This is a genomic window from Yoonia sp. (genome assembly GCF_036007805.1).
Classification (GTDB): domain Bacteria; phylum Pseudomonadota; class Alphaproteobacteria; order Rhodobacterales; family Rhodobacteraceae; genus Yoonia.
The window spans coordinates 1-11,961 of sequence record NZ_DASYOK010000263.1 but is presented as its reverse complement, the minus strand read 5'-3'; the positions used below and the strand labels follow the sequence as shown (position 1 = coordinate 11,961).

Sequence of the window (11,961 nt, the reverse complement as noted above, 5' to 3'; positions counted from 1 at the left end):
GATTGCCGGATGATCTTTTCAGAGGGTAGGCCGAGCGCGACCCACAACTCCAATTCGCCGCTCAGGCTTTTCTGCCAGATATCGGGTTCATCATCGGTGGAAATGCCCTTGGTCATTTCCAGATGCTCATGTGCATTCAGCGCGAAGGCCACAAGACGCACCATCATCCGCTCGTCCGTCTCGGACGGGTGTTTGGCGACGGTAAGTTTATGTGTCTCGTAGTAGTGACGATCCATATCGGAGACGGAAAGCTCGACTTTATAGATCGTGGATTTTTGCGCCATGGTGTGCCCCGGAATAGCGAAGATAGGCCTGCCTAATGCCTCTGGCGGCTTTGTGAAAGCAGATAAGGGCCCCTTGACGACAAGGACCCCATTCATTGCCCTAGGGTCTTTGCTGCCCGTCACCATGGACGAAGTATTTGAAACTGGTCAGCTGCTCTGCGCCGACGGGGCCGCGTGCATGCATCTTGCCTGTGGCGATCCCGATCTCTGCACCCATGCCAAACTCACCGCCGTCCGAAAACTGGGTCGAGGCGTTGTGCATGACAACCGCCGAGTCAATCGCCGCCATAAAGCGTTTCGCGGCTTGCGCGTCCTCGGCGACGATCGCGTCGGTGTGGCCCGAGGAGTGGGCCTGAACGAATGCGATGGCCGCATCGGCGTCATCCACAATTTTCACGGACAAGATATTGCTCAGATATTCCGTGTTCCAGTCGTCATCTGTTGCAGGCAACATGTCTGGCAACATTGCCCGTGCTGCGTCATCGCCGCGCAATTCGCAATCGTTCAAAGCCACGGCCATCGAGGGCAAAACCTGTGCAGCGATCTTGGCGTCGATCACAACACATTCGGTGGCGCCGCAGATACCAGTTCTGCGCATTTTCGCGTTCCTGATGATGCCGATCGCTTTTTCGAGATCGGCACTTTCATGCACATAGGTGTGGTTGTTGCCATCTAGGTGCAGCAGCGTCGGCACGCGGGCCTCGCGCTGAACGAGGGACACAAGACCGCGTCCACCGCGGGGAATAACAAGATCAACCGTATCCGTGCTGTGCAGCAGCGCCTTCACGGCTTCGCGGTCGCGGGTGTCGACCAGTTGAACGGCATCTTCAGGCAGGCCCGCAGCGGCAAGACCTTGCGCCAGACACGCGACGATCACGCGTGAGGAATGCAGGCTTTCTGATCCGCCACGCAGAATAATCGCATTGCCGGATTTAATACACAGCGCACCAGCGTCGGACCCCACATTCGGGCGGGATTCATAGATCATGGCGATCACGCCGATTGGCACGCTGATGCGCTCGATCCTGAGGCCGTTGGGCCGGTCGAAGGTGGCAAGCGTACGGCCAAGCGGATCATCCTGTGCCGCAATCGCATCGAGCGCATCGGCCATGGCGCCCACGCGGTCATCGGTCAGTTTCAGCCGGTCGATGAAAGCGGCATCCTTGCCACTGTCGCGGATGCTCTCAAGATCCTTGTCATTCGCGGCCAGAATATCGGCGGTCTTCGCGCGCAGGGCCTTGGCCGCCTCGGTCAGTGCCAGATTGCGTTGCGCAGTGGTGGCCATGGACAGATCGCGGGCGGCTGCTTTGGCGCGCTGGCCAAGATCGGCCACGATGGTGGCGATGTCGGACCTGTTCGGTTCGGTGCTCATATCGTTCATTGTGTTCCCTTTCCGTCCTATCTTAATTCCTGTGCGCGGGCATAGGCCGCTTGTAGCGTGCCATGGAGCAAGGCCTCCAGCGTCCCGTCGTGCATCAGCGCGCCCAATCCGGCCTGCGTTGTTCCGTTCTTGCTGGTCACGGAATTGCGGAGTTCCTCAAGGCTCAGGTCAGACTGGCGTGCGGCTTCGACCGTGCCGGTGACGGTATCAAATACCAGCGTGCGTGCTGTTTCATGATCAAAGCCAAGCGCCTCGGCTGCGGCGACATAGTTGCGCAATATCTCGAAGACATAGCCCGGCCCGCTGCCGCTGACAGCGGTCAGGCGGTCGATCTGGTCTTCGCTTTGAACGGCAATGCACGTGCCGGTCTGGTCAATAAGTGCCACAATATCGCGTGTCTGCTGTGGCGTGCAGCGGTCGTTTGCGTAGAGCCCCGATACGCCCATGCCGACAAGTGCGGCCATATTCGGCATAACCCGCGCAATCGCCGCGTCACCCACGACCTTTTCCAGAGAGGCCACACTGGTGCCCGCCGCAATCGAGACAAAGATGCCGCCGTCTTTGAGCGCATGTGTGTAGGCAGGCAATACGTCTGCAATCATTTGCGGCTTGATTGCGATCAAAACCACGTCGAATTCCTGTGCGGGCAAATCTGTCGCTTTTGACACATGGGCCACACCCGCGGGAAGGTCACTTGCCGCAGGATCGGCGACCGTGAAACTGTTCCCGCCGTGGTTTACCCACTGCCGCAGCATCGCGCCGCCCATTTTTCCGCAGCCAATCAAAAGTATGTTCATTTTCGTCTCCTTCTTCCGAACTGACGGGACGCGCCACATGGTTGCTGCAGTGCAGCATCGCATCGCGCATCAGCCGGTCTGTTTCTTGTCAATGACCGGACCGGAAAGAGCCTGCCAATCGGCGGCTCTATGCGGCGACCTGTTTGCGTTCAGGGGCGCAGTACATGTTATACGTCGGCGAATCATTGAATGGGCAGTGCTACAGGGCTGCGTCGTGCGACGCAAACCGATAGCTTTTCATTCAATAAAAACAATAATTTACCGGAGGCTTCCATGCCAAAGAAGAAAAAGATCGTCGTCAAAATCGGTTCTAGCCTGCTTGCGAATGACGAAAACCTGACCCTGCGCTATGCCTTTATCAACGGTCTTCTCAGCGATCTGGCGCAACTGAAAAAAGAGGGGCATGATGTTATCCTGACGTCTTCGGGATCGGTTGCTTTAGGTCTGAATATGGTCGGAAAACGCCCCGAAGACGCGGGCATTCTGGACAAACAGGCGGCCGCTGCCTGTGGGCAGCCGCTGTTGATGAACGCCTACCGCCAGATCGCTTCAGAGCACAATATGGACGTCGCACAGATGCTTGTGACAGTCGATGACATGGAAGATCGACGCCGGTTTCTGAACATCAAGAACACGATGCTGCGATTATTTGAAAACGACATTCTGCCCATCATCAACGAGAACGATTCTGTTGCAACCCGCGACCTGCGTGTGGGCGACAATGACCGCCTGTCCGCCAAAGTGGCGCAGATGGTGGATGCAGATCTCTTGGTCATTCTGACCAGCGTTGAGGGCCTTTATGACCGTGATCCGTCCGAACCAAATGCAAAGTTCATCGCGGAAATTGATGACGTCAGCGAACATCTGGAGTCGACAACAGCCATCAGCGCGCTAGGCAGCGGCGGTATGTTAACCAAGATGCAAGCCGCAAACATGGCCCAGAACGCGGGTGTCGAGACCATTATCGCCGAGGGTATTATCGAGCGGCCAATCTCGTCGGTTCTTGAAAATGAACGTCGCTTTACCCGTTGCCTTGTTACCGGCAAGACAGCGTCGCCGCTGATGGTCTGGCTGAGCAACAGATTGCAGGTCTCGGGCACTTTGGTGGTCCCAAATGCCGTCGCTGCTGCTGTTGTTGTAGGGGATTGCGGTATCGGTCGGCAGGATGTGCTCTCAATTCAGGGTGATTTCACAAAGGGTGATGTGCTGCATGTCTACGATGAGGACGGTGCAGAAGTAGCGCGCGGGCTGACAAACTTTTCATCGGAAGAGACGATGCTCATGGCACGGCACGTTGACATGAATGTCGAAGACCTGATCGGCTATAAGACGAAAAGTGACGTGATCGGTGTCGAGAACCTGCTGGTTCTTGAGGAGAACCACCTCCCACTTGATGCGCCCCAAGACGACCGGAAGCTTGTCATCCTCGCATAGATCCAACTTGCGCTGGCCTCTGGTTGTGATCGACAGGCTGCTTGTCTTGGAGTGCATTGCCTTATGCGTGCGTCAAAAAAAAACGGGCCTTTGCAGGCCCGTTTTCTGTTTCCACTGCGACGATATGGGCAACAACTGCCCGTATCGCTGAGCAGTTATCAGCTCTCTTGTGTCTTAGAGACCCATACTTCAACGCGGCGGTTGATCGCGCGGCCACGCTCGGTCACGTTACAGGCGGACGGTGCAACCTCACCAAAGCCCGTTGTCGACATTGTGACGTTGTTCAGACGGTCACCGGCAACGGCGCGGACTTCTTCCAACACGGCTTCTGCGCGCTGCATCGCAAGCTGGCGGTTGCCCTCAAAGGCACCAACATCGTCGGTAAAGCCAACAAATGTCAGTTCTGTGCCCGCAGGTGCGTCCTCAAGATACTCGATCAGACGCTCCATGTCCAAACGGCCGCGTTCATCGATACGGGATGACCCTGTGCGGAAGCGGAATGTTGTCGAAAGACGGTCGTAGTTGTCCATCTGCGCAAGCATGTCGCCGATCACTTCACCTTCGAAGCCGATGTCGTAGCGGGCCATTTCGTTCGTCAGTGCCGCGCGACGTGCATCGCCGTCGGCCTGACTGCGGCGCAGGATACCCAGATCAATAAAGCCCGACTTACCGATCACGCTGTCAGCCTCGCTCGAGATTGCAAAGTCAAGGAACTGTTGCGCTCTTGCGTCAAGATTGTCCGCACGGTTGTACAGGTACATACGACGGCCAAGCTCATACTCTTCCGTTTTGGCAGAGAACGCATCCGGTGTGTTTGCAATGCCGCATTCGTTGACCAGTGTCACCGGCTTGGCGCCACGCTGGAACGCATAGCCAAGATAGCCGATGGCATTCGTGTCGTGGAACAGAACGTTGGAAACGGTCTGGTCGTCAGGAGAAATGGCCTGTGGCCGGAAGTTTGGACGCTCTTCGCCGAACAGATATGACATGAAGTAGTCATGACCGGCAGAGTCTTCGTCCTGTGCAATTACAGTGATGCGCTTGTTCGGGCCGCCAACCTGGGACCAGTTTGTGATCTGACCCGAGAAAATGCCCTGAAGCTGCGCCTGTGTCAGCGTCTGGACCGGGTTTGATGCATGTGTTGCAACAACCATGCTGTCGACGGCGATGATACGCTCTTGCTCAGGGCTTACCATGCTGCCGGCACCGTCTGCGCGCAGGGCGCGGGCTTCGTCTTGTGTGATCCGGCGGGATGACATGCCGATCATCGCGCTGCGATCAAGCAGGGATTCAAAGGCGTTGGTGTCATTTGTGGACGATACCAGGAATGTCCCGATTTCTTCACCAAAACCACCGTCATCAATCAGGGATGCCAGCGATTCACCGGCAGACGGGTTGGTAATCTCGGCTTCCGCATCAAGAGATGCAGCAAAACCGGTCATCAGCAATGGCATCATACCAAGGCCGACCGAGTCCGCGCCGACAATCGCGACATCGGCGGTAACGTTGTCAAATGTCGGACATGCCGCGCCTTCACAAATCACGCTGCGTGCAGAAATGCGCAGGTCACCAAGTGATGTCCGGATAATATATGTGTCGTTGGCGAATTCTACGAAATCACCGACCAGATCAATCGTGCCGTCTGTTGACTTCAGGCTGATCTGGTCTGCCGCACCTGCGACTGGGAATATAAGTCCCGATACCAAAGCGACAGCTGCCGCCGAGGTCTTAAGTTGGTTCTTGAGATCGTAAGCCAATGCCTTTTCTCCTCTATAAATCTCTTGCCCCGGCTCAGACCCATGAAAAAGCCAAAGCCACCATGATGTTTGGGCGCACCCTTCACGTGTCCTTCATCTGATCGAGAAACAAACAGCCGATTTGGATCAATTTGTGTCCAAATCTTGTTTCTTTGTTAGTTTTTTTGCGCCTGTGTGTGCGGCACTTCACTTTATTTGCTGTGATTCACGCGCGCTATCGGGGTAGGTGTGGCTGCCCATTGAAAGCGGCAAATGCGGCTGACCTTTCGGTCCTTTAGTGTTCGAACTTAGTGGCGGCGGTTGGCCGGATGTACAAAATAAGGCGCTTTAACAACAGTTTATACGTTCTGCTGTGCAGGGTCTGTTTGCCCACCCATGGCGGCGGTGAAGATGCGACTGGTGCATCCTTCAACGCAGACCATGTTATCGCTAACGCGGTGTCATCTCGCCCCTAAGGGCATGGTTTTTGACTGCATCAGTGCCCTGATTGGCGTTGTTTTTGCGCGAGGGCTGGACGAGCGTTCATCGTTTTTCAACAGATCGGGGGCAAGATCAGGCCTTGAGTGTCTCAAAATCACAGTTTTTGGGCGGTTCGGGGCAGCAGATGTCACAATTGGCAGCAGCAAGAAGCTGAATTTGCTGTCAGATCGTCGGTTCCGGTTTGCGCTGTGGACAGGCAACTACGCTATGAAGCCGTGGGTGTTCTGCCGATGACCGCATCAATTTCACGCAAGGTGCGATCGCTTGCGCCGATATGCAGGGCAAGGAAGGCGTCAATCTTTGCGGTTTGATCCGCAAGCGGTGCACTCAGCGCATCCAGAAGCGCGTCCTGATCAGCGATGCTCATCGCAACCCCCGCTTCTGCTGCTTCGGTAAAGGGGAATTCGATTGGCCAAACCCAAGGACCGGTCAAAACCGGCTTTTTCAGTAAGAGCGGCTCGATGATATTATGCGCCCCGCGCGGCGTGAAGCCACCGCCAACGATCACACGGTCGGCGAGCGAAAGGTAAAAGAACATCTCGCCCAGACTATCGCCCAGCAAAACGTCTTGATCGTCGAAGGTGGTGACGGTCCGCAAGGCCGCGTCCAGCATATCGCTACGCTTGCAAACCGACAGCCCGGCGTTCTGCAATTTCGCCGCGACCGTATCAAACCTTTCGGGTGCGCGCGGCACATAGATGAAAAAAGGTGCTGGCCTGCCTGCGGCGCGGCAGGTTGCAATGTGCTGCGACAGCACCGCGACATAAAGATCCTCTTCGCCTTCAACCCCGCTGGCAATCGCCACGATCTCGCGCTCCGGCGCGAGGGCAGGGCGCAACTCGTGCGCTGCCGCTATCAGCGCCGGTGGGACCGGCTGATCAAAACGCAATTCGCCCGTGACCTTCACATTCTTCAGGCCCACCAAGGCAAACCGCTCTGCCTGCCCTTCAGACTTTACAAAGGCACCGGCAAAGGCGGCGATACACCACCGCCGGAACGGCAGCCACTTGCGGTCACGCGCGAAGGGGCCGGGGGCATATTGTGCGTTGCACATATAGAGCGGCACTCCGGCGGCACGGGACGCGTAAATCATCGCAGGCCAAACCTCGACCTCAAGGGGCAAGCCGATTTGCGGCTGACACGCCCGAAAGAAGCGCCGGTAACACCACAGCATGTCGAAAGGTGCCCAGACGACGGCCAACTGGCCCGAGGCAATTTCAGCCGCGAACTGGCGGGTCGAGTCGCGGCGGCCTGCGGGCGTGAAGTGGGTCAGGACCACTTTGTCCCCGCGCGCAAGGATGCGCCGGATCAGCGCAATGGCAGAGCGCGTCTCACCGATGCTGACGGCGTGCAGCCAGATGGCCTGTTGCGGCAGCGCGGTACTGTAGAACCCGAAGCGCTCGGCCAGTTGCCCCGTGTAATCAGGATCCCTCCGCCCCCTGCGCCACAGATAGAGCAGGACAAACGGCAAGAGCAGGGTCCAAAGCAACCGGTAGAAGGCCATAAAAAGCGTGAGTTTCATTTCTTCCAAGGCTTCCCATGTCACGCCAAATACGCGCATAACCTTGGGAATAAGCTGATCAACGCGCTACCAGCAACCCAAAATCGCGCGGTACGGCTTTCATCGCATCAGGCCTTTTCAGGAAAGAGCCACGTCATTGTCGGCACCACCGCTTTCATGACAACAGGGATAAGCACGAACCCTGCCGCCAGTCCGATGACCCCATCGAGGCCCGCAGTCACAAACCACCGCAAGAACCCTTGTGCGGCACCGGCGGTGTCTGCCACCACCTGTGCGGCGTGTTTGATCATGTCATAGGGCACAGACCAGCCAAGATCGCGGATCCCGTGCACAAGGATACTGCCGCCCACCCAGAGCATCGCGACCGTTCCGATTGTCGCGATCACGATCATGACCGTTGGCATTGATTTCACGATCCCGCGTCCAATGCTCCGCGTCAGTGAAAGCCGTCCCTGCGCACTGAGCAGCATCCCGAAATCATCTGCTTTGACCAGCAGTGCCACCGCGCCATAGACAAGTGCCGTGATACCGATTGCCACCGCTGCCAGCGCGGCCGCCTGAATCCAGAAGGTATCAATGTCGATCTGCGAAAGTGAAATCGTCATGATTTCGGCAGACAGGATAAAGTCCGTCTTGATGGCCCCTTTAACGCGCTGCTCTTCCAGATGCGCCGCATCCAGCGTCTTTGCCTGCTGGGGGCCGTGCTCTTTGTGCGGCGCGAAGAGGTGCCAGACTTTCTCGGCGCCTTCAAAACATAAATACGCACCTCCGAGCATCAAGAGCGGGGTCAGGAGCCACGGCGCAAATGCCTGCAACAGTAGCGCCGCCGGCAACAGGATGACCAGCTTGTTGAAGAAAGATGCGCGTGCGATCTTCCAGACGATCGGCAATTCGCGGGCCGCTGGCAGGCCGGTGACATATTTTGGTGTCACAGCGGCATCATCAATGACAACACCCGCCGCTTTCATCCCGGCCTTGCTGGCTTGCGCTGCGACATCGTCAAGTTGGGCGGCTGCGAGCTTGGCAATCGCTGCGACATCGTCCAGAAGGGCCAGTAGTCCGCTCATGAAAAATCGCCTTGGTTCTTTGAATTGGTTGACGTTAGCGTCCCAACAGCGGCCAGAGAATTCATGATGTCGCAACGGCGGCTAGACTGCAACCTGTGTCAGCTTTCATGTCTTATGCAGCTGCCGGATATCGCGACGGATCGCGCGATAGACCTTTCGGCCCCACTCGGAATAGATCTTTGGTCCGGGATGAAAGCCGTCAGGGCTCATTTTTGAAACGTCAGGTTCAAAATCCATTTCGACAAACCGGCATCCGGGCCGGTCAGCGACAAGTGCGCGCAGCGCCTGATCAAAGCGTGTGGCCTGCGCGCCCAGGACCCAGCGCAGCGGTTGTGGCAGCAAAGGGAAATACCGGATCGGCGGAATGCCGGACACGCAGATAACATCGGCCTCAAACCTGTCTTCGATCAGATCGAGCAGTGTTGAAAAACTGAGTAGCCATTTGGCAAGAGGCACGCGTGAGGTAATGTCATTCACGCCCAGTGATACAGACACCACATCAAATTTCTCAGGCGCATGCTGCTGTAGCCGCGCGATCGTTTCGGCCGTTGTTGCACCGGTCTTGGCATCGACCGACCAATAGACCGTGTTGGTCTGGGACAGCCGTTTGCGCATATGACCCAAGAGCGCCTCTTCCTGATGCGATGTCCCGACGCCGACCGCGGAACTGTCGCCGATGATCAAGAGACGCAGGTCGGGGCCCTCTCCGCTGACACCATGCCGCCGCCCGGATGGATCATCCAGATGCAGGGCTGACCGACGCACCAGAGCGCCTTGGACAACAAGGACAGGAAATAGAAGTGTACGCGCTGCAAGGTCCAACATCTCAGCCTCCAAACGAGAGGTTTCGCGTCAAATGTGCGATGGAGATGCCGGTTGTGCGGCTTATCCTCCATCAACGCGCCTGTGACGCGAAAGCAAAACTGTTATCACTGTCGTTTTACGTAGTTCATATTTGGCATTTTCAAAGGCCTGCAATTTTTACCCAGTGACAAGATTAGGGCCGTTGGCAGCGCAGCGATTGATCATTGTCAAATCCGGCTGCCTGCGCTGCGATAAATTTGACGTCATTGATATGCGCTCATAATCATGCGCAAAAAATGCGCCCACTGTCTTGGTGCGGATCCTTGGCGCGCAAAGATGAAAACACAAGAGGACACGACAAAATGCAAGACGCCGTCAAACTGACCTGTCTCTCTTGCGGGCAGACGAACAGGGTGCCAACGGCAAAGCGCGGGGCAGGGCCCAAATGTGCGAAATGTGGCGCAGCGTTGCTGGATGGAACTGTGGCTGAACTTGGTATGCCGCTTCACGACAAGGCCGTGCGCACCGATGAGGTGCCATTGATTGTCGACTACTGGGCGCCTTGGTGCGGGCCCTGCAAGATGATGGCCCCCGAATTCGCCAAGGCATCTGACACGCTGCGCACAAATGCGCGTTTTGCAAAGATTGATACCGAGCAGTTTCCCGCTGTCTCGCAACGCCTGCAGATCAGGGGTATCCCTTTGCTGATCCTCTATGCCAAAGGCCGCGAAGTTGCGCGTTTGTCCGGTGCGCGGCCTGCGCAAGACATCGCAGATTTTGTGCGGCAGCATCTTTGAGCTAGACGGCTGCGCAAACGGCGTGGTGCTTCCCTGCTGGCTGCGGATTGCATTTCCTGACGGCTTGGTGAAATACAGTGCCACCTCGCTCACTTTTCTCACCTACCGCGGCGATGTTTCGGCATGCGTTCAAAACCGTGCCATGACTTCAAACCCATCGCACTGACAAAGGACACGATCATGGCCACGAACAAGATGAACATTGCAGTTATTCCCGGTGACGGGATCGGCAAGGAAGTGGTCCCCGAAGGTATTCGTGTCCTGAACGCAGCGGCCGTGAAATACGGTCTCGATTTCAACTTTGATACATTCGATTTCGCGTCCTGCGACTACTACCAGAAGCATGGCCAGATGATGCCGGATGACTGGAAAGACCAGATTGGCGGCCATGACGCGATTTTCTTCGGTGCGGTGGGCTGGCCCGATACGGTACCGGATCACGTCTCGCTTTGGGGCTCTCTTTTGCAGTTCCGCCGTGAGTTCGACCAATACGTGAGCCTGCGGCCAGCCAAGCTTATGCCGGGCGTGACCTCTCCTTTGGCGGGGCGCGGACCGGGTGATATCGACATGATGATCGTACGGGAAAACACCGAAGGCGAGTATTCATCCATCGGCGGACGGATGTTCCCCGGCACCGAGCGCGAGATTGTGATGCAGGAAACCGTCATGTCACGCGTGGGCGTGGACCGGATTTTGCGCTACGCCTTTGATCTTGCGCGCAAGCGCGGCGGCAGACTGACCTCGGCGACCAAATCCAACGGGATTTCGATCACCATGCCATATTGGGACGAGCGCGTTCTGGAGATGCAGAAATCCTATCCCGATGTCACGGTTGATAAATACCACATCGACATTCTGGCGGCTATGTTCGTGCTGCATCCTGACCGCTTTGATGTTGTTGTGGGGTCAAACCTGTTCGGTGATATCCTGTCCGATCTGGGGCCTGCCTGCACCGGTACCATCGGGATCGCTCCATCGGGCAACATCAACCCCGAGCACAAGTTCCCGTCCTTGTTTGAGCCGGTTCACGGCTCTGCCCCCGATATTGCGGGCAAGGGCATCGCGAACCCGATCGGTCAGATCTGGTCAGGTGCGATGATGCTGGAACATCTGGGGCATCAAGAGGCCGCACTGGGCATCATGGCAGCTATCGAAACCGTCCTGACAGATGCCGCTTTGCGCACCGGAGATCTCGGGGGCACAGCAGACACTGTGACATGCGGCAAGGCCATCGCGGCGGCTGTCTGATACGCGTTAAATGCACAAAGCCCTGTGCCGCAGGGCCGCGTGCGGCTGGTTCAGTGCCCTAGCTTAGCGGCGTAAATGCCGAACGCGCCGACCAGAACCAGACTGAGCGCCCAGACCACATCCAGATTGAACCATGTCCGCGAAAGAAACTTCAGGCCAAGCCAGACATAGATCACCACGGCGATCAGCCCGCCCGCGATTGTCATGGAAAACGTGTGAACGGCAGCAACAGCAAAGGCCGTCACGATATTATTCCCCATCAGATTTTGTGCTGCAAGGTGCCCCGTTTCGTCCTGACCAACCGCGCAAATGCCCAGATAGATCGGCACAAGCATCAGCCCCGCACCATGCGCCATCGCAGCAAGGAATGACCAAAGCGCAAGCCGCGCA

The 11,961-nt window shown here is 56.9% G+C and carries 10 protein-coding genes and 1 pseudogene; 3 read left to right on the top strand and 8 right to left on the bottom strand.

What is annotated here, in order from left to right; genetic code table 11:
* The 3 genes from VGP75_RS14290 to VGP75_RS14280 form a co-directional block, all read right to left on the bottom strand.
* Nucleotides 1-284, bottom strand: a 284-nt coding sequence (locus VGP75_RS14290) for a YaeQ family protein (protein WP_327544307.1), incomplete at its 3' end; no start/stop codon positions are given.
* A 100-nt stretch (nucleotides 285-384) separates the two neighbouring features.
* Complete coding sequence (locus VGP75_RS14285) at nucleotides 385-1,665, bottom strand: glutamate-5-semialdehyde dehydrogenase (protein ID WP_327544306.1); 1,281 nt, start codon at nucleotides 1,663-1,665, stop codon at nucleotides 385-387.
* Nucleotides 1,666-1,682: 17 nt separating this feature from the next.
* Nucleotides 1,683-2,462, bottom strand: coding sequence for a pyrroline-5-carboxylate reductase family protein (locus VGP75_RS14280; protein ID WP_327544305.1), 780 nt, complete (start codon nucleotides 2,460-2,462; stop codon nucleotides 1,683-1,685).
* A gap of 273 nt (nucleotides 2,463-2,735) precedes the next feature.
* On the opposite strand from VGP75_RS14280, the gene proB reads away from it, so the two are divergent.
* Entirely contained in the window at nucleotides 2,736-3,896 is a 1,161-nt protein-coding gene (gene proB, locus VGP75_RS14275) for a glutamate 5-kinase (RefSeq protein ID WP_327544304.1), read from the top strand.
* A 158-nt stretch (nucleotides 3,897-4,054) separates the two neighbouring features.
* Here the strand turns inward: proB and VGP75_RS14270 are convergent, their stop codons facing one another.
* The 4 genes from VGP75_RS14270 to VGP75_RS14255 all read right to left on the bottom strand — a co-directional run bounded on the left by VGP75_RS14270 (nucleotide 4,055) and on the right by VGP75_RS14255 (nucleotide 9,547).
* The gene (locus VGP75_RS14270; RefSeq protein ID WP_327544303.1) at nucleotides 4,055-5,653 is read right to left on the bottom strand and encodes a phosphate ABC transporter substrate-binding/OmpA family protein; all 1,599 of its coding nucleotides are present in this window, start codon (nucleotides 5,651-5,653) and stop codon (nucleotides 4,055-4,057) included.
* A gap of 685 nt (nucleotides 5,654-6,338) precedes the next feature.
* Nucleotides 6,339-7,694, bottom strand: a complete 1,356-nt coding sequence (locus VGP75_RS14265) for a 3-deoxy-D-manno-octulosonic acid transferase (protein ID WP_327544302.1) — start codon at nucleotides 7,692-7,694, stop codon at nucleotides 6,339-6,341.
* 68 nt (nucleotides 7,695-7,762) lie between these two features.
* Nucleotides 7,763-8,722, bottom strand: a complete 960-nt coding sequence (locus tag VGP75_RS14260; protein WP_327544301.1) for a DUF808 domain-containing protein — start codon at nucleotides 8,720-8,722, stop codon at nucleotides 7,763-7,765.
* Between the two features lie 105 nt (nucleotides 8,723-8,827).
* Nucleotides 8,828-9,547, bottom strand: coding sequence for an SGNH/GDSL hydrolase family protein (locus tag VGP75_RS14255; protein ID WP_327544300.1), 720 nt, complete (start codon nucleotides 9,545-9,547; stop codon nucleotides 8,828-8,830).
* A gap of 341 nt (nucleotides 9,548-9,888) precedes the next feature.
* On the opposite strand from VGP75_RS14255, the gene VGP75_RS14250 reads away from it, so the two are divergent.
* Both VGP75_RS14250 and VGP75_RS14245 read left to right on the top strand, forming a co-directional pair.
* Nucleotides 9,889-10,323 (top strand): thioredoxin family protein, encoded by a 435-nt coding sequence (locus VGP75_RS14250; protein WP_327544299.1) that lies wholly within the window; start codon nucleotides 9,889-9,891, stop codon nucleotides 10,321-10,323.
* A 180-nt stretch (nucleotides 10,324-10,503) separates the two neighbouring features.
* Nucleotides 10,504-11,571, top strand: coding sequence for a tartrate dehydrogenase (locus tag VGP75_RS14245; RefSeq protein ID WP_327544298.1), 1,068 nt, complete (start codon nucleotides 10,504-10,506; stop codon nucleotides 11,569-11,571).
* Between the two features lie 50 nt (nucleotides 11,572-11,621).
* Here the strand turns inward: VGP75_RS14245 and VGP75_RS14240 are convergent.
* Nucleotides 11,622-11,961: pseudogene (locus tag VGP75_RS14240) on the bottom strand (hypothetical protein); the annotation flags it as partial.